At 42.6% G+C, this 26,452-nt stretch carries 20 protein-coding genes; 9 read left to right on the forward strand and 11 right to left on the reverse strand.

What is annotated here, in order from left to right:
• Positions 1-86: 86 nt before the first annotated feature.
• The 3 genes from MSHOH_RS00070 to MSHOH_RS00080 all read right to left on the reverse strand — a co-directional run bounded on the left by MSHOH_RS00070 (position 87) and on the right by MSHOH_RS00080 (position 4,154).
• Positions 87-881 (reverse strand): CBS domain-containing protein, encoded by a 795-nt coding sequence (locus MSHOH_RS00070; protein WP_048136609.1) that lies wholly within the window; start codon positions 879-881, stop codon positions 87-89.
• Between the two features lie 98 nt (positions 882-979).
• Positions 980-1,693, reverse strand: a complete 714-nt coding sequence (locus tag MSHOH_RS00075) for a CBS domain-containing protein (protein ID WP_082089177.1) — start codon at positions 1,691-1,693, stop codon at positions 980-982.
• A 1,006-nt stretch (positions 1,694-2,699) separates the two neighbouring features.
• Positions 2,700-4,154: an OB-fold nucleic acid binding domain-containing protein gene (locus tag MSHOH_RS00080; RefSeq protein WP_048136610.1), complete on the reverse strand. Its 1,455-nt coding sequence runs from the start codon at positions 4,152-4,154 to the stop codon at positions 2,700-2,702.
• Between the two features lie 1,277 nt (positions 4,155-5,431).
• On the opposite strand from MSHOH_RS00080, the gene MSHOH_RS00090 reads away from it, so the two are divergent.
• Positions 5,432-6,055 carry an RNA 2'-phosphotransferase gene (locus tag MSHOH_RS00090; protein ID WP_048136611.1) on the forward strand — a complete coding sequence of 208 codons (624 nt, stop codon included), beginning with the start codon at positions 5,432-5,434 and terminating at the stop codon, positions 6,053-6,055.
• 93 nt (positions 6,056-6,148) lie between these two features.
• Here the strand turns inward: MSHOH_RS00090 and rtcA are convergent, their stop codons facing one another.
• Together rtcA and MSHOH_RS00100 are read right to left on the reverse strand one after the other, a co-directional pair.
• Positions 6,149-7,210, reverse strand: coding sequence for an RNA 3'-terminal phosphate cyclase (gene rtcA, locus MSHOH_RS00095; RefSeq protein ID WP_048136612.1), 1,062 nt, complete (start codon positions 7,208-7,210; stop codon positions 6,149-6,151).
• Between the two features lie 169 nt (positions 7,211-7,379).
• The gene (locus MSHOH_RS00100; protein ID WP_048142915.1) at positions 7,380-8,870 is read right to left on the reverse strand and encodes an FAD-dependent oxidoreductase; all 1,491 of its coding nucleotides are present in this window, start codon (positions 8,868-8,870) and stop codon (positions 7,380-7,382) included.
• Between the two features lie 1,415 nt (positions 8,871-10,285).
• Here MSHOH_RS00100 and dnaG point away from each other — a divergent pair.
• Together dnaG and MSHOH_RS00110 are read left to right on the forward strand one after the other, a co-directional pair.
• The gene (gene dnaG / locus MSHOH_RS00105) at positions 10,286-11,854 is read left to right on the forward strand and encodes a DNA primase DnaG (protein WP_048136613.1); all 1,569 of its coding nucleotides are present in this window, start codon (positions 10,286-10,288) and stop codon (positions 11,852-11,854) included.
• 428 nt (positions 11,855-12,282) lie between these two features.
• The gene (locus MSHOH_RS00110) at positions 12,283-12,516 is read left to right on the forward strand and encodes a UPF0058 family protein (RefSeq protein WP_394297776.1); all 234 of its coding nucleotides are present in this window, start codon (positions 12,283-12,285) and stop codon (positions 12,514-12,516) included.
• On the opposite strand, the gene rimI is transcribed toward MSHOH_RS00110, so the two are convergent.
• On the reverse strand, positions 12,500-13,054 hold the full coding sequence (gene rimI / locus MSHOH_RS00115; protein WP_082089178.1) for a ribosomal protein S18-alanine N-acetyltransferase: 555 nt from the start codon (positions 13,052-13,054) through the stop codon (positions 12,500-12,502). The two genes, MSHOH_RS00110 and rimI, sit on opposite strands and share 17 nt — an antisense overlap.
• A gap of 46 nt (positions 13,055-13,100) precedes the next feature.
• Positions 13,101-14,978 (reverse strand): archaeosine synthase subunit alpha, encoded by a 1,878-nt coding sequence (gene arcS / locus MSHOH_RS00120; RefSeq protein ID WP_048136614.1) that lies wholly within the window; start codon positions 14,976-14,978, stop codon positions 13,101-13,103.
• Positions 14,979-15,253: 275 nt separating this feature from the next.
• Here arcS and MSHOH_RS00125 point away from each other — a divergent pair, with 275 nt between their 5' ends.
• The 6 genes from MSHOH_RS00125 to MSHOH_RS00150 all read left to right on the forward strand — a co-directional run bounded on the left by MSHOH_RS00125 (position 15,254) and on the right by MSHOH_RS00150 (position 20,374).
• Positions 15,254-16,624 carry an FAD-binding oxidoreductase gene (locus tag MSHOH_RS00125; RefSeq protein ID WP_048136615.1) on the forward strand — a complete coding sequence of 457 codons (1,371 nt, stop codon included), beginning with the start codon at positions 15,254-15,256 and terminating at the stop codon, positions 16,622-16,624.
• 5 nt (positions 16,625-16,629) lie between these two features.
• Complete coding sequence (locus tag MSHOH_RS00130; protein WP_048142919.1) at positions 16,630-17,796, forward strand: (Fe-S)-binding protein; 1,167 nt, start codon at positions 16,630-16,632, stop codon at positions 17,794-17,796.
• Positions 17,797-18,168: 372 nt separating this feature from the next.
• Entirely contained in the window at positions 18,169-18,426 is a 258-nt protein-coding gene (locus tag MSHOH_RS00135) for a hypothetical protein (protein ID WP_048136616.1), read from the forward strand.
• A 42-nt stretch (positions 18,427-18,468) separates the two neighbouring features.
• Positions 18,469-18,750: a hypothetical protein gene (locus MSHOH_RS00140; protein WP_048136617.1), complete on the forward strand. Its 282-nt coding sequence runs from the start codon at positions 18,469-18,471 to the stop codon at positions 18,748-18,750.
• Positions 18,751-18,878: 128 nt separating this feature from the next.
• A complete protein-coding gene (locus MSHOH_RS00145; protein WP_048136618.1) occupies positions 18,879-19,076 on the forward strand; it encodes a hypothetical protein in 198 nt (65 codons plus the stop codon).
• 812 nt (positions 19,077-19,888) lie between these two features.
• Entirely contained in the window at positions 19,889-20,374 is a 486-nt protein-coding gene (locus MSHOH_RS00150; RefSeq protein ID WP_048136619.1) for a hypothetical protein, read from the forward strand.
• 159 nt (positions 20,375-20,533) lie between these two features.
• On the opposite strand, the gene MSHOH_RS00155 is transcribed toward MSHOH_RS00150, so the two are convergent.
• From MSHOH_RS00155 to MSHOH_RS00170, 4 genes are all read right to left on the reverse strand, one after another.
• Positions 20,534-22,399, reverse strand: a complete 1,866-nt coding sequence (locus MSHOH_RS00155) for a YgiQ family radical SAM protein (protein WP_048142921.1) — start codon at positions 22,397-22,399, stop codon at positions 20,534-20,536.
• 502 nt (positions 22,400-22,901) lie between these two features.
• Entirely contained in the window at positions 22,902-23,543 is a 642-nt protein-coding gene (locus MSHOH_RS00160) for an MBL fold metallo-hydrolase (protein WP_048136620.1), read from the reverse strand.
• A gap of 105 nt (positions 23,544-23,648) precedes the next feature.
• Positions 23,649-24,422 (reverse strand): TatD family hydrolase, encoded by a 774-nt coding sequence (locus MSHOH_RS00165; RefSeq protein WP_048136621.1) that lies wholly within the window; start codon positions 24,420-24,422, stop codon positions 23,649-23,651.
• A 181-nt stretch (positions 24,423-24,603) separates the two neighbouring features.
• Positions 24,604-26,154 carry a 2-isopropylmalate synthase gene (locus tag MSHOH_RS00170; RefSeq protein WP_048136622.1) on the reverse strand — a complete coding sequence of 517 codons (1,551 nt, stop codon included), beginning with the start codon at positions 26,152-26,154 and terminating at the stop codon, positions 24,604-24,606.
• Between the last annotated feature and the right edge of the window lie 298 nt (positions 26,155-26,452).

The following is a 26,452-nucleotide window of genomic DNA, read 5'->3' on the forward strand; positions in this document are numbered from 1 at the left end:
TCAATCTGTAATCTTTATCAATTATAATCTTTAATCGTTATAATCTTTTTGTGCTAGAACCTAGCTTTTACCTTTTGTGCCTAAGATTATTCGGTCCACCCTTTAACTATGGACTCAAGGAGATCCTGCCTGTCAGCTATTCCGGATATTTTACCCTGCTCGTTTACTACAGTTACTCTTCCTATATCACGCTGGACAATCATTTCAATCGCACTTTTAATGGAGTCATTCTCTGAAAGAGTGTAAGCAGGAGTGGACATAATCCTTTCAACTTTTGGACTTTCGTTTGGCCTTGTTGCCCTCTCATCTTCTATAGACATCCTTAAAATGCCTGATTTAATTATGTCCCTTCTTGTTATCATTCCGATGGGATCTCCTTTCTTTGAAACTACTGGAATACCTGTATAATCTGTCTCTATCATATAATTCCAGACTCTGGAAATTCTTTCGTCAGGTGAACAGGTTTTAACTTTTTTTGTCATAATGGCTTCAATTGTTTTAGAAACATTTCTGGGGAGATCCGCGTTTCTGAGAATGTCCACATCGCTGAGAATTCCCATAACAGTACGGTCTGTTGTTGATTTGACAACCGGAACTCTGTTCTGTTTCGATTGCACCATTAACTTTGCAGCTTTCACGACATCCATATCTGGAGTTATCGTGGGGGACTGTCTAGCATACCCGCTGACTGTGACATTTGAGCGCGTGGACGTGACATTCATGATATCCTGGTCATTTAACATTCCCACAAGTCTGTTTCCCTCATCAACAACAATAAGACCCCGAAGAAAGTGATCACGCATCAGCTGGCGGGCGTGAGTTACAAATTCCCCTTCTTTGATACTTACGGGCCCTTCTGACATAATCTCGCTGACATTCATTGTTTACCTTCCTATTTTTTCTTTAAAACAGATAATTTGAAAGCCAAGATCTCAAGCTTACAATTCACTCCTGATTGTAAACTCACTTATGTTGTGAATCACTCGTAATCCTCTCCTTCCTCCTGCCTGCAATTTCCGCATAGGTATCTGCCGTCCACAAACTTAAGATCATATGAAAAAACATTGCACGACTCACATACTCCTGTACTGAATTCTTCTGACTCTGAAATTTCTTCAATTGAGGGAATGGAAAGGAGAGCTTCCCGGTTCATGTCAATGAGATCTTTGAGGACAGTGTTGAGCCCGGGTGCTATCATTAAAATATCCGTATTTGAGACCATTCCGACTATTGTATCATTTTCTAAAACTGGCAGTCTTTTTATATTGGCTCTCAACATGATCTGCGAAGCTTTAATCACGCTGGTTGCAGGTTCCACAGTTATCAGTGGACTGGAAAGAACTTCGCTCGCATTCACTTCACTTGGTCTTTTGTCTTCTGCAACGATACCTTTTACGAGATCTCTTTCAGTTATGATCCCCATTGCCTTCCCATTTTCCGTGATGATAACGCTTCCTGCATCACGACTTGCCATTTCTTTTGCAATAGAAGGAATGTTTGATTCGATATCCATTACTATAACTGCTTTATTCATGACTTCAGAAACCGAGATCTCTCTTTCAAGTTCTCTACTATGAATACCAGAACCTCGCGCTCTATCGGCATCTATTTCACTCGTAGTGCTAGCCGCCCTGTGAATATCAATATCTCTCCCCCTGTCAGTATCTGTATCCCTTTTAGGATCATCTACCATCGAATGACGTTCCCCCTTTATTTTTCAGCGTCTCTAAACCCGCAAGTTACAATACAAATCTTTTCAAGCTTACAGTTTCCCTGGGAAAACATTCAAGCTTACTTTAAATTTTATTCTTAACAAAGACCAAAAACGTAACTTTCGAAAACTGGAGTTCCAATGGAGCCTATCGTTTAAATGTATTATTTTGTCTGCTCCCTTAGTTCATCTTCCCAATGCTTTTCCCAAAACTTTTCGGACGTCTTTATAGCACTTATATATACGAGTCAATGGTACATAATGATAACGGCATTTCTTTTTAGTAGAGATCTTAATTTTGCTCAAAGCAGGCGCAGAAACTCTTTTTTAAGACAAGATTCATTGTTTTCTTCTCAAGGGGCTTCTAAAAGTCCGGTAAGAATTTTTTCATAACCCCTTCATTTCCACTGGAGATTTTTGCTCAAAATGAAAAATATTGAATTATCTAGAAAAAATATTAGGGAGAAGTAGCAGAAGGAAAATATACTTTTGAAAAAAATATTATAAATAATAAAATATCCTTAATTATATTTAGAATGCTATTGTTTTTTCTCACAGGAAATTTTTCAAACCCCTATATTTCCACTGGAACTTACTTTCCTACTTTTTTGTTTGTAAAATATCGGGTTTAAGACTACCAATATTTCTTGAAAAGAACAAAAAAGAAATCAAGTAGGGTCTAAATGTAGATAAAAATACAGAAATCAAATAAAAGTAAAAGAAAAATTTGACAAACTCAGCAAAGTCCAGACCAGGACATCAAGTAAAAACATAAACAGAATCCGATAGTTATTCAGCAAAAAATAGGTAGAAAAATAAATAGAAGTAAAAAGCCGATATAAAATAAATAAAAACAGTAAAAGGCAGAAAATATAGATTAAGAAGATAAAAACATAACTGGAAAAAATAAATAAACAGATTAATAGAGTTATAATAAATAAGCCATAAGATAATGAGAATATTTAAACAAGTGGAAAACAGGAAATAATCAGAGAATAATCACTCTACTCCTGTTTCCGACACTCAGTTCAATTTCTTCGTTCAGTCCATACCTGGCATATGCGTCAATGATCTGTATTTCGGAATCGATATCCAGGTCTTCTATCACATAGGCCTGTTCTCCCCAGAGCGTCAACCGGACGCTGCCTGTTTCGTCCTTAAGCTGCAGGTTTGCGACCACATTTTCGGTTCCGTCTTCTCGTTCAAACTCCCTTAGTTCTCCGACCTCGGAAATCTTTCCCTGTACAGAATAACTCTCGCCAGGTATAATATCGGCTATGTCAGTAAATTTCTCTCTGTACTCAACCTTTTTTTCGCTTTTTTGAATTATTCCTCTGGCTCCAAGACTGAGTTCAACCTGCTGGCTGAAAGTGTTTTCTCGGGAATAGGCATTAAGAACTTCAACAGTCTCATCAAAATCAATTTCTTCAAGAAAATCGGTCTTTTCATCCCAGAGCGTCAGTCTTATTTTGCCCGTAGAATCTCCAAGAAGAATGTTCCCTACTCTGCCGGCAGATCCATCTTTTTTCTCGAAAGTCCGGGTTTCTGAGATATCAAGTACTCTGCCTGACACATTAATATTATTCATGTCAGCTTTTATGTCTGCAACAGGGGTGAATTCTTCCTCATATTCTACTTTCTTTTCACTTTTCCTGATTATGCTCCGATTCCCTATCTGCAGTTCAATTTTCTGGGTAAAGGCATTTTGCCGAGCGTAAGCATTGACGAGCTCAACAGTATCCCCATACTCAATTTGATTTAGAAAATCAGTTTTTTCATCCCAAAGGGTTACTCTGAGTGTACCTGTCTCGTCTCCGAGCATCAGGTTTCCCACCCTTCCACTATTGCCGTCTTTACGCTGGAAGGTTCTGACTTCAGAAATTTCAAGTACCTTTCCGGTAAGGTTGAGGTCTCCCATGCCATCTTTTATGTCCTTTATTTTCTGGGTGCTCGAAACCACATCAACCTCTTCTTCACTTTCGGTCAGGACTCCATTGTTGCCGATGTTAACTTCCACTCCGGAGTATCCCTGCTTTGCAAATCCACTAACCTGAACGGTTTGTCCTACCTTTACTTTTCCGGTTTTAATCAGGTCTGCCATGTTGTCCCAGAGTGTTAACTTTACTTTCCCTGTCTCATCTCCAACGATAAGGTTTCCTACTCTGCCTATGGTCCCGTCATTCCGTGTGAACTCTTTAATATCGAAAACCGAAATAATTCTTGCAATAAAATTAACAGGTCCGCTTTCTGGGGTAATATTTTCTATTTTTATACTGTCTCTGCCAGCATCCGAGAATCCGAGTTCATTAGCGACCAGCATGGCAGCCATAGCCTCATCACAAAGTCCTCCCATGTTCTCGACCTTTTCCTGTGTACGCTGCAGGAAATCCTCTCTACTTATGACATGGCTGAGCTTCTTATAAATACTTTCAATATCGGTCATGTTACTCCCTTGAATCGTTGATCCCTATTTTCAATGCTTGGTGATGCTTTCTTCAGTATATGTACTTGCCTTAAAAGTTAGCTTGCCTTAAACATCAGGTGTTCGTCCCTGAAGGAACGTTAATGTGAGCTTTATCTCAAGACGTGAATTGTTTTGAAGATGCGGAATATAAGATATTAATCGTTTTGGAAACCTGAAATATTTCAGGACAAGATTTGATATAAAATTAAGATCATTATTTTTTAAGTTTAGGTAGTTCAGGTAAAATATTTCTTAATCTCGTATGAGAATAACCAGATCCTATACGTCCTTTCGCTAATGCATAATAAGAATATCCCTGAAAATTAAATATTATTTGGTAAGTCTGCTTCTTTTCCGGTCATTCTTTAAAGATTGTTACTTCTTAAAGATCCCTTGATACGGTATGTAAGGTGTCTTACTAAAGATTACCGTATGCAGGGTGAAAGTATTCTACCAGGAAATGAGATTTTATATGCTGAGAAACCATCTTGAGAGTGAGTACCTTAAGTGTTTTATGTCGAGATCGGGCTTATAGTGGGGATCTATTCTGCAACAACCCTTCTTTTTTCTTTTATTTTCGGAAGGCTTGCTGACTTCCATCACCTGCGTACGGTACTTCTTGGAGGTTTTGGATTTGCTGTAGTCTCTTTTTTTATTTCAGGTCTTTGCCACCGACCCTTCCACTCTCATGCTTGCAAGAGCTTTAGCCGGTTTCATTGTTGGAATCCCTCCGGGAGCCCTTATAGCCTATGTCCATTATCAAAAGCAGAGTCTGGGAAGGTTTATTTCTCTGGGATCTCTCGGCTGGATGGCAGATTTTTTCACTGCAGACCTAGTAGGGGTAAGAATGAACCTGCTTTTCATACTTTCATCTCTCTGTTGCACTTTCTGTTTTCTGCAGGCTTTCCCTCCGGGAACTTGGAGCAAGTGCCTTCTGGATAGGAATCATTTATGCTATAAATCCCGCAATCCAGTTTCTAATAATGCGCATGCTTGATCCATTTGAAAATGAAAAGCTGATCTATGCAGGCTACCTGCTCTCAGGGATTGGTTTTATCAGCTACTTTTGCCCCTTCTCTACAAAGCCCTTGGGAAGACGGCAGGCACGAATAATGCCTGAAAGATAGCCTAGATGTAGAGAATCAGAATTTTTAAAGTAAGACGTAAAATTCTCTTTTCAAAAACCAGTTTTAAGAAATAAAGTTAATTAAAACAAAACCTTATTTATGGTAAAGTTTCATTATGTACGTGATATCATGATTCGAAAATGCACTGAGCACGGCTATTTTAGAGGAGGCAGCTGTCAGCAGTGTAAACGCCCTGGTAGATACGTGCTGGATGATGGTAGAGAAGAAAAGCTTGGCAGGTTTGTATCAGGCACTCTCCGACACTTCCCGGCATCTGCAGGGGTTAGAATGGATAAATACGGCTGGGTGGACCTTAACGTTTTCTGTGAGGTTATGAAAAAGCGTTACAACTGGATGAGAAAAGAATACCTTTATGCCCTTGTGGAGTCTGATGAAAAGGGAAGATATCAGATAAGCGGATCCATGATCAGAGCGCGCTACGGACATTCCGTTGACGTCAATCTTGACTACGAAGAAAGTGATACTCCGTACGTATACTATGGAGCAAGCCCTGAGGAGGTCGATGTCCTGCTTGAGAACGGAATTTTCCCTATCAAACAGCGCTATGTACATCTCAGTACTACATATGAAAAGGCAGCTGAAGTTGCCCTGATTCATACCGAAAGTCCTGTGATCCTTCAGGTTGATGCCTTTAGAGCTCAGGAAGACGGAATTTCTCTGAAGCTTGCAACAGATTACATCGTACTTGCAGAAAAGATACCTCCTGAGTATCTGTTTGTACTCGAGGACTAATTTCTTGTTACCATTTTTCTTATTCTCTCACGATTTTTTTCACATATTTTTTTGCTAATTTTTCTGCTGGTTTTCTTTCATTTTTTTTCTTTTTTATCCATCTACTGAGACTTCAAAAAGGCCTTCTTTCTCTTCTATTCTAAACTTCACATTGAGAAACTGTTCTGTGACCCAGATATTTGTTGCCGCGTGCAAGGTCAGTTCGCGCACCGTGTAAGAACTGTTGCCTGCAAGTGCCATATACGGGATCAACTGGTCTGCCAGATGCATATCCACAGCAGCTCCTGCTCTGAGTTCTGCAATAATTTCTTCTGCAGCGCGCCTGCCCACTTTTTCAGCAGGTAGTCCCCTCTCTCCGAGAGCACTTCCCCCGCAATAACCTGTCCATAGAGTTATCCCGCTTCCTGTGGAAAACGATTCGTGTGACTGGACATCAATCCGTGAGCCATATCCGGCTTCAAGAAGAAGGGACTCAGCAGCTTCAGCCTGGCGAGCAGGTACATGGGCTGGAAGATTCGATGTGTGTGAAACTCCTATAATTTTTCTTTTCTGGCTCTCTTCTTCGAAACCTTCTTCACCTACCAGTTTTTCCCCGAATTTTTCATTTTCTTCTGTCTTCCGGAAATGAAAACCATGAAGTTTGCAGGGCTTAAAAATAGCCGAGACATTTCCTCCTCCCCTGGGATAGTAACCGCGCTCTCTCAGGGTTACGCTGCCCACGTATCCTAGCTGTTCAAGTGCCCTGAGAGTTATATGCTGAAGGTAGTCCACTGTAGGAGACCAGGCAACGTCAGTCCCACCTCTAATTGTTAACTCAACCTTTTCTTTTGCAAAAGGCAAGGCTGGCATAATGCATTGCAAAAGCAGGGTTATGCTTCCTGCGGTTCCTATGTCAATATCGTACTTGCCTCCCTTTATTTCTATTGGAGAGAAAAATAGCTCCGAAGAACCCGGAAAAAGTCCTGAAACCTGTGCCCCGCATATCTTTGCTGCAGTTTCCAGAGATTTAAGGTGTTGCTGTTTCAGGCCTGGGTTTGGCCTATTTTTTCTTATATTCGTAACCTTTATTTCTTTTCCAGTAACCGCAGAAAGGGCAACAGCGGTTCTGACTAACTGTCCGCCCCCTTCTCCATAAGAACCGTCAATTTCTATCAATTTCCCTCTCCCTGTATCTCACTTAACTTTTAAGCCGGCTTTTCACTTAACTTTTAATTCAGTTTTTCGCCTGATTTTTCTTCAGTTTTCGCTCAGCTCTCCACTCAGCTTTTCACCTTGTTTTTACTTAGTTTTTTCAATTTATTTTCACTTTGTGACTTCTGTGTCTTTAATCTAATTTCTCATCTGGACTCTTTTCATTTGCTTTAATTTCTCGCATATTTCTGACTGCAGATTTTACAGCCGGAATGAGAGGATCAACAAGCATGGAAACCGGAGGGGCGTAACAGGTCTCAAGGCTAAGAAGGTCTTTTACTGTTGTTTTCTTTCTTATCGCAAGGGAAAGGGCATCAATTCTTTCTTTTATACCTTCTCCTCCTGCGAGTTGCGCTCCTGCAAGGCAATTGCCTTTAAAAAGAAGTTTTACGTAGAGGTCTTTTCGCCCCGGATAGTAAGAAGCTCTTGTGCGTCCCCGGGAAAAGCCGGTTACAACTTTTATTCCCTGCCTCTCCGCTTCTCCTGATGTGAGTCCTACTCCTCCGAACTGCAGGTTCCCGGCAATGGCTACCCAGGGATCGGCAAGAGGGCCGAAAGTAGAATGTTTGCCTGTTATATTGTTTCCTATTACGTCTGCCATATGCCGTGCTGTTGTGCCCAGCTGGCTTAGCCTCTGTTCTCCGGTCACAAGATCGGTAACTTCAGCACATTCTCCCCCTGCGTACACATTGGGTAGAAACTTCTCTCCTGTCTTTACCTGAAGCATTTCATTTACGACTATTCCTCCTGCTTTTCCAATAGTTATTCCTGCTTCTTCGGCAAGGCAGGTTTCTGGTTTTACGCCTGTTGCCAGGAGTACAAGATCTGCAGGAAACTGCCTGTCCTTTACAAGTATGGTTTTTTGTTTCCAGAAATTTTCAGGTAAAAGTACAGTTTCTCCTGTGATAACTTCCACGCCCAGCGCTTTAAGCTGTGCCCTGACAATTGCAGACATATCTGAATCAAACTGCCTGGAAAGCAGGTCTTTGTTTCGGGTTATGAGGATGGTCTTAATCCCCCTTCTTGTAAGAGCTGAAGCACACTCGATCCCTATCGTGCCTCCGCCTACAATGCAGACTATCCGGGCAGTCTCCAGTGCTTTTCCAAAAAGCATACCGTCAGCAAGAGTCCTGAGCGTAAAAATTCCGTAAGGCATAATATTTGCCTGGCTTTTTCGTAATATAAATGGCAGGCTTCCCGTGGCAATTACCAGCTTGTCAAAATGATAGATCCCTTCCCCTGTCAGGATAACCTGCCCTGTCAGATCTATTGAAATTACTTTCTCGTTCAGCCTCACATCTATTTTGTTTTCTCTGAAAAAATCGGGAGGCTTTACAATCAGTTTTTCAAAATTTTCGATTTCCCTTCCCAGAACAAAGGGGATTCCGCAGTGACTGTAAGCGGTGTGAGAATCACATGAAAGTACAATTATATTGAAATCGCTCTGCCTTCGAATTTTAGTTGCAGCTGCCATCCCACAGGCTCCCCCTCCTATAATGACAACTTTTGTAGACTCTTTCTCTGTTCGGGCATGTGTTGAGATCTTTTCAGAAATTCCTTCCTGAACTTTACCTGCTGTTCGAGAATTCCCACCAGTATCTTTTGCTCCAGAATCGCTTCCCATACTTTTCATAATGGTGCTTCGCACCTATTATAAGTTTTTAAATGCAAAAAAAAACTTTTAACTTCCTTAAAAGAATATCTCTTTGAAACAGTTTTCTTTAAATATCTATCCTTTTTTCTTTAAAATAATCTTTTAAGGTATTTTTTAGGTAAAGTATGTATAAGTGTTTTAAAATGAATCTAAGCGTTTTAAGGGATAAATAGCTTAAATGGGGGTCTGAACGAGCGAGTTGGGAGTGGGGGGGTTAGTATATAAAACAGTGTATTTTCTCGCTCGTTCAAATTTTAGACGTCTTTTGTTTTATATATACTTTTCTAAATTTTTCCAATCAGGTACTTTTTAGAATCTTAATAATCTTTCCAGAAAGTTACTATCCTTAAATTTATCAAGAGCAAATTAAAAAATTCGGGTTTAATTAACTTCTTAAATAACCACAAAGTTCTTAAAGCCTGCAGGCATTAAACATATGAATTTAAGACACATGACGTACAGGATTCCTGTTTTGCCGAAATTGGTTTGAAGCAGGCGGGAGCTGTTCTGTCAGGTCATATCATAAATTAACAATATCATCCATTCATCACTACTGGATTCGTAAAGAGTTTCACTTAACTAAACGTATGCAAACTTAATAGAAATTTCAGATTATACATAATATTACCAATTCAGGGCTAATATTCTCAAGTCCAAAATAACCTTATATTAATATCACCCATGAAGCGAAAGTCAAAAAGTGCTTTCAACAAACCTGATGCATTCCATTCACTGCTTTACCACTTATCGTTTAGGGATACTTGTTTAAGATAAAAAAGGCGTCAGGGACACTTAAGCCACTCACGCCTCAGTTTTATTCCATTTCTAGGAATATCTCTGAAGTCTTCAGACATCAGGCGATTGAATCGCAACACATAATTTGACTTACGGCTCTGAGATCTATTTCAGATCAATAATAAGCTTATGTTAGGGCGAAGACCTTTGTGCAGATACAAAAAAGCTTACTTTAAACATTTCGGTGTCTGTTTACTCTGGTCGAAAGCCAAAGAATAGCTCTATCTGTGAGAACTCTAAAACCAGACTGATATTGATCTGGCATTTACCTTGCAGGTAAGAACTTTCATCAAGCAACAGTCAGGAAGTGTTCCGTCGGTTTAATTCTCCTGGCATAAGCGCAACAGGCAGTTGCAGACGGTCCGGAATTTCTCTTTCCGGTTACAGTAATCTTTAATTCTGAAATCTGCCTTTTCAAGGGTGTATTATCCCTGACCTGGTTCTAAATCTGATTTTGCTATTACTTTTGTATTCTCCAGCTCACTATGGGCTTCCAGCACGTTTCCAGGGATATTGAGAAATCACTTAAGGAAAAATTTTTCGTAATAAATACTTCATGATAAATCATTACAAAGTCTGGGAGAATTTAAATGCAAAATACGGATACCACAAAATACATTATTCACTCTAAAATCAATGCTGATGGGGTTATTGAGCGTCCTGATATCGTAGGCGCAATTTTTGGTCAGACCGAAGGACTGCTTGGGGCTGATCTTGATCTGCGCGATTTGCAAAAAACCGGCAGGATCGGAAGGATCGAGGTAATGGTTACCGCAAAAGGTGGAAAGACCAAAGGAAATATCTTCGTTCCTTCGAGCCTTGATAAGGTAGAGACATCCATTCTTGCAGCGTCTCTGGAAACCATTGATAGGGTAGGTCCCTGCAGTGCCAAGATCGAGGTTTTCCAGGTGGAAGATGTAAGGGCTGTAAAACGTAAAAAGATTATTGAAAGAGCAAAACTCATCTTTACGAAGATGTTCGATGAGACTGTGCCCGAATCTCAGGAACTTGCCGATGAGGTCAGACAGTCCGTCAGGGTTGATGAGCTGACTTATTATGGGAAGTCAAGAATACCCTGCGGACCGAATGTACTTAACTCGGATGCTATTATTATTGTTGAAGGCAGGGCTGATATCCTGAATCTGCTCCGCTACGGTATAAAAAATACCATCTGCGTGGGTGGAACTAACATTCCGCCTGAGGTCGCTGAACTTACCAAGAAGAAAACAGTGACTGCTTTCACGGATGGAGATCGGGGTGGAGAACTCATTATACGCGAACTTCTGCAGGTAGCAGATATAGACTATGTTGCTCGTGCTCCAGACGGTAAATGTGTAGAAGACCTGGTTCAGAAAGAAATTATTAGAGCCCTTCGTCGCAAAGTTCCAGTGGAACAGATTATTGAAAAGTACGGCATCCAGGAAAAAGAAAGTGAGGATAGCGCCTGCAGGCTGGAACGTGTTTCCAAGAGAAAGATGAGAGCGCCGGAAATAGTTCCCAGGACCGCTGAAAAGAAGCTACACAAACGTGTGAAGGTTCACAGGGTATCTCCAAAAGCAGATGTTCATGAAGAGGAATTCCCCGAAGAAATGGAAGAGATTGGTTCTGAAAAAGCTCTTGAAAGAACCTCCGAAAAAATCGTAGAAAAAATTCCTGAAAGGCTCGCTGAAAAAACTTCCGTAATGGCAGAAAAAATTGAGGGCAGACCAGCTGTTGCAAAGCCTGCAGTCATGGCAAGGGCAGTTTCGGCCACCAGAGTTCCAAGAGGAAAGCCTGTAGCTGAGAAAGTTCCAACTGTGAAGGTCCCTGGTGGAGAGGCAGTAAGGGTTTCCCCTGCTCCTGCCAGACCGGTTCCGGCTCCAGTCTCTCCGGAAGCTGCGAGGTTCAGACCGCACGTTGACGCTCTTAAAGGAACATTGACGGCAAGGATTCTGGACTCCGAAGATAAGATAGTAGAGGAAATTGCAGTCAGAGATCTTGCAAGCAGACTAAAGAACTACAGAGATAATGTGAAAAGTGTAGTTTTTGATGGCGTAATCACTCAGAGGCTTGTTGATATCGCTTCAAGTAATGCAATCAAAAATCTTGTAGGAGTAAAAATAGGAAATCTCGCTAAAGTTCCTGCAGATATGGAAGTTTTGACCTCCAGTATGCTCTGAAGAGGTCTTTTTACTTCTTTTTTTCATTTTTCTACCCGTTTTTTCTTTTTATATCTTTTCTTATTCTTTCAGAAAAAACAGTTGTTTTGTGCTGAATCCTCGTATAAAGTAATCTTTATTTTTTTCTAGGTCTAATTATCTCATTGTTATTATTTTATGTGTAACATTTATGTACATCTTCTGTGAAATCACCACGATTTAGTATGGTTTCACACTATGGCATCAAAGTTCACACTCTTCTCCATAATCTTTCATGATTTTTCATATACATTATATGGAAAAATTTATTAGTAAAAACTAGGAAGGGTATTTCCTCGGATAATTCTTTTATTCGGTTCAAGATAATATTTAATTGATCTTGTAAAATTGTAGGTCTGTTCGCTATGCACAAGGAAGAACTAATACAACTGCACACATATATGGCTCAAATGAAGAGGTACTTTGAGAGGCACGGTGTAACGCACGAGTTCGACGACTACAAGGCTTTATCGATAAGCCCCGTCCACATCCACAGGAGCAAGGCGGATCACAAGCGCGCAATTTTTATTTTGGGAGGCGAGCTTGCCACTCTCATGTCCAGGGACGATCCCATTTTCGAGGAAGCGTCTGCCCATATGAGAGATTCCATGAATTCCGTCATTAAGCTCATCGGTAATAACTGATAGGGCTCCTTATAGTAGTGAAGAATTCGTTGTCCGAGAATACGGGTTCGAGATATTTTTGTTTTGAGACCAGGAGACGGTATAGGTGCAGATGCATTTTCATAACCATACCGTCTTCTCCATCTGAATAATACTTTTTTTCAGTCCAACAGGGTATGAATCCTATCGATCTGTATAATTTTTGTGCACCAGTATTACTGGTTCTTACTTCCAGTCTTGCATATTTGAGTCCGTTTGCGACAAAGATATCACATATGGCATGGATTAGCTCTGTACCTATCCCTCTGCCCTGATATTCTCTTTTGACGCCGACAGAGAATATATGTCCTTCGTTTTCTGCTGAACGATAACCTACTACATACCCCACGACTTTTCCATCCTGTTCTGCGACAAGGAAGCCATCCCCGACCATTTCATAAAAATTCATATACACCAGGGAATTATGCTCCGAAAAAGCCTCTTCCTCAATTTCGACTATTTGCTGGAAATCCTCAGGTGCGAACCGTCTTATCATAATCTCATTATATATTTCTACCATTTTATTACTTCTTCGAAGGAAAACTATTCTCTCGCAGAAACTTGTGTTAAAGTTTTTTAACGTGCCTTGTGTCTACTGCAACACCTCTGCCTGACTCTTCCATTTCTCTTCCACTCATCGCAGCCCTTCCTACACATAGCGCTTTTTTCCCTAGAACTATTACTTCGTCATTGGGTCTTATCTCTGGATCTGCCTCAAGAACACCAGGCGCAAGAATGGAACCGCGTGGGATAAAGTCGTCAATCTTTACCACGTATTTCTCACTTTTTAGTACCATTTCTGCTCCTTCAGGAGATAGGGCAAGCATTCCGTATTGCGGAACTAAAGTTGCAAGTTGCTTTTTCCCGACAAAGAGCTGATATTTCGGAAAACGACCTTTGACTACAGGCTTTCCTGCTTCTTCCGAAAATAGATGCCCTGCACCCTCACCAAATTGATAGCCTGCAATCGCTTTTACGAAATTTTTCTTCTCTTCTTCGGCATTCTGACTTTTCCTGCTGAAATTTCCGGATGTACAGATAGATTCAACGGTATTTTTCAGGCTCGAAAGAGATTCGTAGGACATGAGGCTTTCCTCAGCAGTATAGACTATTTCAATTCCCAGTTTTTCAGCTGCCCTTTCGCAGATCTCCCTGTATGCTCCCTCCACATGGGCAACTATCACTTTATAACTATGCTTTGAGAGATAGGCTTCAAGGCACCCTGAAACCCAGGCTTTTTCCTCTTCGTCCCAGTGCCCTGTAACTGCAGTATCATAATGGGCTGCCGGATATGTCAGCTCCAGTTCTCTGGGCACGATTCCTAGGGGTGAGGTTATGATCACTTCGTGGACAAACTTCCGGTATTTGCCAAGGGTAAGGATGAATTTCTGGTGGGACTGGGACGTTGAATAGGGTTTTCTGGCTGCACAGGGAAGAAGCAGGAGAACGTCAAGATCAGGAGGTATGTACCTTTCCTGTATTCGGCGTGCAAATCTGACCACTTCAATCCTTGAAAGAGCTTCTGAAGTATCTGCAAGGAGCTGGTTTTGCCGGAAAGCAGGAACCCTTTCTTCAAGGTAAGAATACTCAAAATCTCCGAGACGCAGCAGGGCTGTAAGCCATGGTTTGACCCTGCACTGTCCTTCCACATACTCGCGCAGGTTCCCTGACCTGATCTTTTCCCTGACAAGGGCAAGTTCGGTGTCAAGAGCATCCCTGTTATGGGCTGCAAGAAGTTTTGCTCTGTCAGCTTTCGGGAGAGCCCTGAGCTCTGCAGGTGTGGTGGCAGCACATACCTGACACCTGCAGGGCAATTCTGTCAGAGAATCAAGATAGAAACTGCCAGCAGCAGTAAGATAGATATCAGAATAGGCTGCAATCTCTGCCTTTGTGTCATCCATTACATCGATTCCCACATAGGCGAGCATTGCCGCGTTTTCAGGAAGTGCCATGTTTGGCGCATACAGGGCAGTATCCGGAGGGATGCGGTTTTTAAGGTCTATTAAGGTTTCCAGAAACCTGCGAGCGTTATTTTCCAGAGTCCCTGCCCCTTCCAGTATGTAAAGGTCGCTTTTCTGGACCTCTCCACCTGCTCTTAAAAGAGAACCTTTGGGACCTTCATTTTCATCACTTCCATTGCCGGAGGAAGTAAATGTTTCTACTTTTCCAAGTGAATCGGCTGGAATAGCAGGCAGATAAGCCTGATGGGGAAGGATTATGAGAGTTCCTTTTCCTGTCTTCTCACGGATTTTTTTTATACGTGCTTGAAGTTCTTCCCGGTCAACAGTCCAGAGGCTGCCTGCGTCAACAACAGGCCCCGGGTTTTCAAGGTTTCCGAGTGCTGCCGTATGCAGGGCACAGGGAGTGCGGAGTTCGGGAGAGAGCAGAAGTTTTCCTATACGTGCTGCTCCATCTCTATTTTCTATTTCGAAGTACTGTGTCATGTTTGTCCTCTTATGTCTATCAGAATGTAAAGGTTTGCCCTGCACTTTTTTTTGAAAAAGCTTCTGTTTTCTTACTTTTTCTTTTACTTTATCTTCACCTTGTCTGAGAAATTGTAAATTCTTTTTGGATCTCAAATGTATCAGGAGGAAGGAGGATGGTATATTCTTATATATTATTAATATTGATTATCTGCTGCAAATTATCTCTCACTTCTGTCCTAACCGTGACAGAACTTTCTATTTTTCACATCCGAATTCTACATTTGAGGTCTATAATGGATATAACTGAAGAGCTTCGAAAAATCGTTGGCGTGCGGCTCTCGGTCTCGCCTTCTGAACTTTATTGTTATTCTTCTGATGCGTCCCAGGTCAAAGGGATACCTGATTACGTGGTGCGTCCTAAAAGCACCGACGAGGTCAGCCGTATTGTCAGGCTTGCATATGAAAATGAAATTCCCGTAACCGCAAGGGGAGCAGGCACAGGTCTTGCTGGCGGTGCAGTCCCTGTTAGTGGAGGCATTGTGCTGGATATGTCGGGAATGAACCGCATTCTCGAAATCGATATTGACAATATTCAGGTAGTCGTGGAACCCGGAATAATCCAGGATGCACTTAATGACGCTTTAGAACCATACGGCTTTTTCTTTCCCCCTAACCCGGGTAGTTCTGCAATGTGCACTATCGGGGGTATGATTGCTTATAACGCAAGCGGGATGCGCTGCGTCAAATACGGCACAACTAGAAACTATGTCCGCGACCTGGAAGTGGTACTTGCGGATGGAACTGTTATTCACACAGGTTCAAAGATGTTGAAATCAGCTGCAGGCTATGACCTGACCCAGCTTATGATAGGCTCTGAAGGCACGCTCGGAATTGTCACGAAAGCCAGCCTGAAGATCGCCCCTCTCCCAAAGACTCGGAAACTTGTAATCGCTTCCTTTAGAAGTGCTGAGATTGCGGGGCAGGCAGTTGTAAAGACCTTTTCAAACGGGGTCATTCCTTCAGCCTGCGAGATCCTTGACCGGGTTTCCCTGCAGGTGCTTAAGCGTTACGATCCGAAACTTGTGCTCCCTTCGGAGGGCGATGTTATCCTCTTCGAGGTCGACGGTACTGAAAACTCAGCGCGTGAGGCTGCAGAGCAAATAATAGAGGTCTGTTCTCCTCTTGCTATCTCCATAAAGCTTGCTGAAAGTGAAAAGGAAATGGCAGATATCTGGGCAGCCAGAAAACTTGTAGGAGCTGCTGTTTCCCGCCTTGATCCCACGAAAACCAGGATTTATGTCGGAGAAGACGTTGGGGTTCCCATAAAGAAAGTCCCGGAATTGCTCAGAAAGGCACAGGAGATCTCCGAGAAATTCAACCTGCCCGCCATGAAATATGGGCACATAGGAGACGGAAACCTGCACCTTGCCCTTTTCATTGATGTCCTGAATAAAGATGAATGGGACCGCCTTAACCGTGCCGCAGACCTTGTTCACAGGACTGCAATCGAGCTCGGGGGTACGGTCAGTTCCGAGCACGGCGTGGGAGCAGCCAGGGCTGAATATATGGAAGCTCAGTGGGGTCCTGCTCTTGAAGTAATGCGCGCAATCAAGAAGGCCCTTGACCCGAAGGGAATCCTGAATCCGGGAAAGCTAGGGCTGTGAAAATTATGAAAAACGAAGGAAAAAAAGACGAAGTAAGAAAAGAAATTGAGAGGGCAGAAGAATTGAATGGAAAAGTAATAAGCGAGAAAAACGGCAAAATACTGCCCTTTGAAGTTGACCGCCGTTCGGTTTATAAATGTGTACAGTGTGGAACCTGCCGCTCAGTCTGCCCTGTTTTTGACGTGGTCGGCTGGGAATCAGCCAACACTCGCGGAAGGATGCTTATCATTAAGAGCCTGCTCGAAGGCAGACCCCCTTCCGAAGATGTTCTCTCAAGCCTAGCTTCCTGCACGACCTGTGGGATCTGTGCTGCCAAATGTCCTGCTGGAGCAAACCCTCCCGAAGTGGTGGAAGCTGCCCGCGCCCAGCTGGTAAAATGCGGGGTGACAACCGAAGCCCAGGAAAAACTGAGGGCAGCAGTCACGACCAGTGGAAACTCCTTTGGGGAAACAAGAAGCCGTTTGCACTGGCTTTCTGATGCGGAATGTACAAAACTTCCGGCGAAGTCCGATTATATTTACTTTGTAGGCTGTTTTGACTCCTATCGCTACCCTGAATTTGCCAAAAAGACCTTTGAGGTCTTGCAGCGCTTCGGAGTTACCCTTCTGCCGGACGAGCGGTGCTGCGCTTCTCCTCTCCTCCGTACCGGTTTCAGGGAAGATGCAGAAAAGGTCATGCAGCATAACCTTGAGCAAATCAGAAAGGTAGGGGCTCACACAATCATCACAAGCTGTGCCGGCTGTTACACAACCCTCAAGAACAACTATCCTGAAGAACTCAGAGTTATCAGTCTACCTGAATTCCTTGCCGAGCACCTGGAAGAACTCAACCTTAAGCGTCTTGATCTCACAGTTACCTATCATGATCCCTGTCACCTGGGCAGGCACAATAAGGTCTATGAAGCCCCCAGAAAAGTTATTCAGGCTATCTGCACCCTCAAAGAGATGAAAAACATCAAAGAAAACTCGCGCTGCTGCGGCGGTGGAGGAGGAGTCAGGATAGGCTATCCCGATATCTCTCTTGAACTTGCCCGAAACAGGCTCGGAGACGTGCCCGAAGGTGTGGACTACATCGTTACTTCCTGCCCCCTCTGCGTGAGGAACCTCAGGGACGCAGGTGGAGATATCGAAATAATTGATATTGTAGAACTCGTAGCAATGGCGATGGAATAATCTTAATTGTTCCATGTTTTGATCACTGTAAGTCTGGCTGCTTTAAGTCTGGCTGTTTTAAGCTTGGCTACAGCTTGGCCATCTTGCCTGTTTGCTCTTAGCAGGCTTTTGATATATAGGCAGGTTTTGTCGGCTAAGTTTAGTCTATTCTTGCTCGGTTTATCATAGTTCAACTTACTGTGACCCGGCTTATTGTGATCCAGCTAACTCTTTATCTCTTTCATAGTAGTTTTTACTTTTCTGAGCTTAGAAAAAGGTAATTAGTTCTTTTTTTTGCCAATAGCATATTTTTATCTCCGAAAACAACTCATGTTTATCTAAGTCTCAGCTGGATACGAGCTGGATACTTTTTTTAGGAGGATAGGATGACCTATGAGTTGTAAACCGATAACATTTCGTAATGTTCCACCTGATACTTTCAAGTGCATGAAGAAAAAGCTTCAGGATTATGGTATTCATGTTCCTGAGGGCAATAGAGGGGAACTCTCAGGCAAAGGGGTTACTGCAGATTATGAATGGGATGGACAGTCCAATCTTACGATTACGATCACAGAAAAACCGTTTATTGTTAGCTGTGATACTGCAGCCCGAAAAATAAAGGACTTTGTGAAAGAGTGTCATGGCTCCTGAAAAATCCGGGTAAAGCTTCTTCGGGCAGGAGGAAAGAAGAAAATGGGCGAAAGGAAACTGGATACTGAAGGCTGTCAGGGGATTAAATTCAGGAATGTGACGCCTGAAGTCTTTTCCTGCATGAAGAAAAAACTCCAAACCTACGGGATCGAAACCTCACCTGGAGACTTCGGAAGGCTTGAAGGAAACGGAATAGTAGCCCACTTTAGCTGGGATGGGGAGGCAAATCTAATAATCGAAATAAAGGAAAGGCCCTCAACTACTTACTGTGGGCAGGTAAGCGGAAAACTGAAGGCTTTCATGCGTGAGTGCCAGGGATATTAAATGAATAAACTTTTTTCATCACTATATTTTTTCTGTTTCAGTTATGGAACTGCCCAGGCAAGTCAGTTATTTCATTTCTATTCCTTATATAAGAAGGCTAGGCAGCGATTATACATAGCAGGGCAGCTATGACCAGTGCCATTCCTGAGGACAGAGTCAGGCTGTTGGTATCTATCTCAGGAATTGCCTTCGTGGAAAGAATGATAGATGCAAAAGATTCTCCGATTGCTATTCCAAAATGCCTGCCTGTGTTTGCAATAATTGAAGCGATAGCTGCTCTACCTTTATGCAGTCCCCTTTATCTCAATATTGTTTGGACTCTGTAAAAGGGAATATCCAGCTGCAAACAGGCCCATTGAGAGTATAACTATAATCAATTTTTGGCTTAATATCCCCAAGGCACATATCAGAAGGGCTGAGAAGGCTATTAACAATCCCGTAGCTAAGAAGTATTGCCATATAGAACGGTCGTACAGCCATCCTATTATCGGAGAGCCGATCACCAAGACAAAGGGAATGACCATCATATTTGCCAGAAAAAATTCTGAAAGCTATAGAAACTCGTTCTATAGATGAGGTTAGTGTGAATCTTTATGAAATTGATTTACAGTGCAGGTAGATATCAGCCAGGAAACCCGGAATTACTTGAAGTAAACGGATAATTGCTCATTCCGCCCGGGACAGGGAGGTAAATCTGCGAATTGAAACCAGATGCATCCCTTAACTGTTTACTGTAGACAGGTAAATGGAAAACTCAGGTCTTTCGTGAGAGAATGTCAGGGAAACTGAAAATAAGATCAGCTATTTATCTGTCTAAACTTATTAAATTTTTTTTGAGTGAAAAAAATTTTCAGCCTATATTACGCAGATCAATGAATCTATAAAATGTGAAATATACTTTTCAATTTTGAAGTCTGTTTTCTGCTGAACATCTATAATTACAAATAGTCCCAATAGATTTTATTTGTTGAATTTTTTTTTAATATATGGATTATATGAAAATTATCTTATAGTTCATCTAGAATAAATATGAAAAAAAATGAAATCTGATAAACATTAACCTTCAGGTGTTCAGGTTTGTTTATGGGATAATGGAGGTATATTTATTAGGGTTAAAGTAAGCATAGTTTTAATTTCGTTGATAGCTTTGCTGAGTACCGTTACAGCTGCGAGTGCATGCCTTACTATCGATGTCAAACCATATTCATGTCCAAACCCGATAAATTTGAAAAATAATGGAGTAGTAACTGTTGCTGCCGATGGTGTAGCCCTCTATAATGACTTTGGTAAAACGTCTGTGGAGGCTTTGAATGATTTCCAGGTTCTCGGAGTTTATCTCCAAAAAACTGATGATTATTCTTATCCCGAGTCTGACCGTTATGCTCTTGAGTTTGATGAGGATGCTACGAGACTAGCAGTTGAAAATGTCCTGATAGCACCTTGCTGCGGTGGCACACCTATCGAAGATGATACGCCCGATCTTCTTATAAAACTCAAAAATCTTAACTATAACGGTGCAAATCCTTTGCCTAAAGGTGAATACTATCTATTTGTTCATTATACCTTAGATAATGGAGAGCATACATACTACACGGCACTTGATTGCATCAGGATAATGTATTAACTTTAATGCCGTGAAACAGAGCATCTGGTATGCTCTGTAAATTGTTTTTTGGATTAACTCTTTACATATATTGTAACATTTTTGGTCTTTTCTCTGATCTTCTCCTCAAAACAGATATCTTTCTTTTGATTATAAACTGATATGAGCTGTAAAAAACTGTTACTTTTCCTGTTTTTTCTTCTCTTTCCTTTCTCTTCTCCTTATCAAACACTTATGAGCATTTCCCACGAGGTCGAGCCGTCCTGCCTTTTCTAGAGCCTCATATACAAGCTCGTAATTTGCAGGGCTCCTGTAATGCATAAGGGCTCTTTGCATGGCTTTTTCTTTTTTGTCCCTTGCAACATACACTTTTTTGCCTGTAAACGGGTCAAGCTCTGTGTAGTACATGCAGGTTGACACTGTCATGGGAGTTGGAGTGAAGTCCTGAACCTGTTCGGTATATCCTCCATGGTCCCGCACATACTCTGCCATCTCTATCATATCTTTAAGGGTACAGCCCGGGTGGCCCGACATCAGGTAGTTTACAATATACTGTTCCTTGCCGCATTTTTTGTTAAAGGCAGCAAATTTTTCAGTAAATTTCTCATAAACTTCCTTTCCGGGTTTGGACATTGCATCGGTTACTCGCCTTGAGAAATGTTCAGGTGCAATCCGAAGCTGCCCGCTTATATGGTGGGCGCAGAGCTCCTCTAAATATTCCTCATCCTCAAGGGCAAGATCATAGCGTACTCCGTAGCCTGTAAAGACCTGCCTGACCCCGGGAAGCTCGCGCAGACGCTTCATCAATTCAAGCAGCTTTTTGTGGCTGGTGTCAAGAGCAGGACAGATCTGCGGATAGAGGCAGGCTTTATCCAGGCAGACTCCTCTCTTTTCCCAAGTCCTGCACCCCATTCCGTACATATTGGCAGTTGGACCTCCGACTCCGTTAATTATACCTTTGAAGTTCGGCTTTTCCGTAAGCTTCTTTGCCTCGCGCAGGACGGACTCGATGCTGCGGCTAGCAATCATGCGCCCCTGATGCTGTGTAATGGCGCAAAAGGAACAGCCTCCGAAACAGCCTCTGTGCGTTGTCAGGGAGAATTTTACCATCTCAAGAGCAGGGATGGGTTCTTTATAGGAAGGGTGAGCTTCACCCATATACGGCAGCTCATAAACATGATCAAGTTCCTCTTCTGTCAGGGGGCGCATTGGCCTATTCTGCATGATCACAGCCTTCGGATGAGGCTGGACAACACCCTTTCCGGTTACAGGATTCTGTTCAAGGAAGTATGTGCGGAAAGCCTTTGCAAAGGCTGCTTTATCCTGAGAAACTTCAGAAAACGAAGGGATTTCGATGTATTCTTTGGGAAATTCGGCTGCTTCCGAGGCTATATCCCAAGCTACAGTTTCCGTAGTCCCTTTGCTCTTTTCTTTAAGTTCTTTCCACGCTTTGACTTCCATTTTCCAGACAGTGCCGGGGATGTCTCTTATTTCCCGGAGATCATCTCCTTTCTGAAGACGTTTTGCAATTTCCACAATCTGGAGTTCTCCCATGCCGTAAACTATAAGGTCAGCAGGGGCGTCGGCCAGAATTGACTGCCTTACCTTATCCGAAAGATAATCATAATGGGCAAAGCGCCGTAAGGAAGCCTCAATTCCTCCAAGTACTATTGGCACATCAGGAAAGGCTTCTTTTATCCTGTTTGAATAGATGATTGTTGCGCGATTCGGGCGAAGCCCTGCTTTACCTCCGGGGGAATATGCGTCCTTATCTCGCGGCTTAAGGCCGGGGGTCAGGTTGCTAACCATTGAGTCGGTGTTTCCTGCGCTTACGGAAAAAAAGAGCCTGGGTTTTCCAAGCTTTTTGAAGTCTTCAGGACTGTCCCAGCGTGGCTGGGCAATTATTCCTACCCTGAAGCCGGCATCTTCAAGGACTCTTCCGATTATTGCAGTTCCAAAACTGGAGTGGTCCACATAGGCATCTCCGGTGACCAGGATAATATCAAGTTCTTTCCAACCGCGAGCTTTTACTTCTTCAGGGCTCATCGGGAGAAACTTCGATAGAGGAAGGGATGAAGAAAAACCTTTTTTCTGCTTTTTTTCTTTTTTCTCAGTTTTAGTCTCAGATCTCGATTCTGTTTTCTTTCCTTTTCCTTCCGAGTCCTCCACAAACTCCATTTTTTTCGATTTTCTCGCGGCATTTGCTCTGAATTTTACTTCCATTCCTGTTTCTACCTTTTTCGGAACGAAAGAGCTGGTTTTTTTGGCAGGAATTTCTCCACCCGTTTTTCTATCCGTCTCTCTCTTCGTCTTCCTATCCGTTTCCCTATTCGATTTTCTTCTGCTGAACTTTCTATTTTCTTCGGGAACTGATTCATTTTTTACTGCTCTATCTTTTGCCATATTCTGTTTCCGGGCTCCTGACCCTCTCAATTTCCATATTCAGCATCTATCAAACATTTATCTGACATCTAAAATTTACAATACCTGAGCTAGTTTAAACAGCCGCTGTTTTTCAGGTCGGAATTTCCTCAAACCTCAAAGACCTTCATTCTCCCATCATCATTTTCAGCATAGTGTATGATGCCATAATCTGCTTGTTTCCGTCCCTATCCGCAGGAGCTCCGTGTCCGGAGTATAGCGTTTTTACATCAAGTTTTGTAAGCTTCTCTACGGAACCAAGCATTTTTTCAGGCACCGAACCTTCAAAGTCCATTCTCCCGAAGCCTCCTCCCGGAAAGACAGTATCTCCTGAAAAAAGGCTTTTTGAAACCGGCTCATAGAGACAGATACTGCCCTTTGAATGGCCCGGAGTGTGAATAACTTCAAGATATTCTCCGTTTCCTATGACAATTTTATCCCCTTCTTCATATATAATTGTGGGTTTAACAGCAGGTGCACGGTCTCCAAAAAGCACGGAGACACTCATATATTCATCGTTTACACCTTCAAGGTCAGCTTTATGTATTCCTACCTCTGCCCCGCTCTTTTCTGCAATTGCTGCTGCTGCTGCTGTGTGATCATAATGGCAATGGGTCAGGACAATAAGTTTAAGATCTGTAAGTTTGATGTGTTTTTCAAGTTGTTTAATGATCAGGTCACTGTTCATTCCTGCATCGATAAGGACTTTCCCGTTTACAAGGTAGACACTGGAATCGTAAGCTGTAGGGCAAATATATCGGACTTCCATATTTCTTCCTCTTCTGTTCCTTTTTCTGTTATCTCTTTCCTTTCTTTCCTTTTTCTTTCCTTTTTATTCTTTTTTCCTTCTTTTTCTCAGAACTATTTTAAAACTTTATATTTTGAAAACCCTGCGTGCGTTTTCAGTTGCGAATTTAGCAATCTCTGCAGTTTCCATTTCCTTAAGTTTCGCTACTACAGGAATTGAATCCACAATGAAAGCAGGCTCGTTTCTGCCTTTGCGCGGGGAAAGGAAAGGACTGTCGGTTTCCAGGAGCAGGTTTTCAGGGGGCACTTCTGCTGCAAGGGTCTGGTGATGTTCGGAAAAACAGACAAGCGTCGCCAGGGAAATATGGTATCCTGTGTCCACAATTTCTCTCATTGTCTCAACAGAACCGCTGTAGCAGTGGTAAATTACTGTGTCCACATCCCTGACAAGCTTCAGGACTTCAGTTTCAGCCATCCTAGCGTGCACAACGAGAGGTTTGCTCAGTTCTTTTGCAAGCTCGATTACTTTTTTGAAAGATGCTGTTTGCCTCTCACGTTCTTCATTCGTTTTGCAGTCCTGAAAGTCCAGGCCGGCTTCTCCTATACCAGCTGCATTTCCTGCGTTAGCTTCTATCTGGGCAAGGATTGCATCTATATCTTTATCACTGCCTTCCCTGCCTATATCAGGGCTCAGTCCCAGTGTGGCATGAATATCTTCGTTCTTCTCCGCAAGTTCAAGGCTCATACGGTTGCCTTTAAGGGAGATTCCGGAGTTGATCATTCCGACAACTCCTGCTTTCCGGGCGCGGAGGATGGCCTCTTCCCGGTCAGGGTTGAATTTGGGAAAATCAAGGTGACAGTGAGAATCAATGATTGGATAAGGCATGGGTTTGTATTCCATTTCATTTTATTTTACTTTATACATGCTTTAGGAATACAAACCCGAAAAACGAAGAGGTACCAGACCTTATCCGGCCCTGGGGTTTGAGCTGATGATTCCGAAGTTATTTTTTCGGATTTCTGTTATTAATTTCCGGCTTTTCAGCCTTTCCTCAGCTTTTTTTTGCCTTTTAGCTTGCCTTTTAGCTTTTTTCTTCTTTTTTATACAGCAGGTTCATAGCGTTTACAAGAGCTTCTACGGAAGCCATAACTATGTCCGGGTTTGCAGACCGTGCAGTCACAATCCTTCCCTTCTCATTTTCGAGACCTATGTATACATCGGCAAGAGCATCTGCCCCGCCAGTTATAGCATCGATCCTGAATTCCTGGAGTTTGAAGTGGTTGCTCTCGCCAAGTATATCCTTTACGGCGTGGAGGGCTGCGTCCACAGGCCCGACTCCGGTTTTTGCTGCAATGATTTCTTTTCCTTCAATATCTGCCTTGACCACAGCCGTAGGTGTGAGGATGTTTCCTGTCATGACGGATACTTCTTTGAGTTTAATCAGCTCTTCTTCAGAGCTTGCTTTTCCGAGCACTGCAGAGGCGACTGCATAGAGATCGGCATCTGTTATCTGTTTACCTTTGTTTGCGATTTCCTTTATCCTGAGCACAATCTCATCGAGCTGCTTATCATTGGTTTTTACGCCAGCGGACTCAAGAGACTGTTTGACTGCATGTTTGCCTGTATGCTTCCCAAGGACAATGCGCCGTCTGTGCCCAACCATTTCCGGGGTCATAATACCGGGTTCGAAGGTATCGGATTTTTCAAGTACTCCCTGACTGTGGATTCCCGATTCGTGGGAAAAAGCATTTTGCCCTACCACAGGCGTGTTTGGCGGGAGCCTGATTCCGGTATAGTTTTCGACCATTTTCGAGGTTTCTACAAGGTATTCTGTCCGGATATTGGTTTTTATGCCGTAGATTGATGTCAGGCTCATTACTGTCTGGGAAAGATCAGCATTTCCTGCCCTTTCTCCTATGCCGTTTATCGTGACCTGTACCTGAGATGCTCCGGCTTCGACAGCCATAAGGCTGTTTGCAACTGCAAGCCCGAAGTCATTGTGGCAGTGTACGTCTATCGGGATCGTTATTTCGTTTGCAATGTCTTTTATTTGTCTGTACATTGCAGACGGAACCATGACGCCGACAGTATCCGGCACGTTAATGATGTCGCAGCCTGCCTCCTGGACCGCCTTGAACACCTCTATGAGATATGCAGGGTCAGTTCTTGTGGCATCCATTGCGGAAAACATGCACTTCAGTCCGTGGTCTTTGATGTACTCGACAGCTTCTACAGCCAGCTGGATGACTTCTTCTTGGCTCTTTTTAATTGTATAGATCCGCTGTACATCCGAGGTCGGAACGAAAGTGTGCACAAGGCCAACATCACTTTCAAAACAGGCATCGATGTCTTTTTTCAGCACACGAGCAAGTCCGCAGACTGTGGTATCAAGCCCGGCATTAGAAATCGATTTTACGGATTCTTTATCTCCTTCCGAAGATATGGGAAATCCGGCTTCTATTATGTCTACCCCAAGTTTGTCGAGTTGACGAGCAATTTCCAGCTTCTGAGTAGAAGTCAGGGATACTCCCGGGGTTTGTTCTCCGTCACGCAGTGTTGTGTCAAAAACAGTTACTTTTTTATTCTGCATGGGTTCGATGTAAAAATCGATCCCTTCTTTCAGTGTGTACATCCATAGTAATCACCTACATGGATGTACACTTCTGGTATATAAACATCATGTATATTTTTAAATGTTTGTCTTAAATTTTACTTCCTCCGGCTTTAAATAGAAAATTATTTATAGTAGATGTGCCCTTTTAGGGTTGCTTCTCGGGCGTCACAAGACATCCCGAAGGTGAAAAACGGAATTTGAAAAACGAAGTTCGAAAAACGGAACAGGTACTTAAAAACGAAATCTGAAAAACGGACTAAAAAGTGCCTGAGTGGATTGTTTTTTTAAACAATCACTGCTAAAAACGGACGAAGGT

It is taken from the genome of Methanosarcina horonobensis HB-1 = JCM 15518 (genome assembly GCF_000970285.1).
Taxonomy (GTDB): Archaea; Halobacteriota; Methanosarcinia; order Methanosarcinales; family Methanosarcinaceae; genus Methanosarcina; species Methanosarcina horonobensis.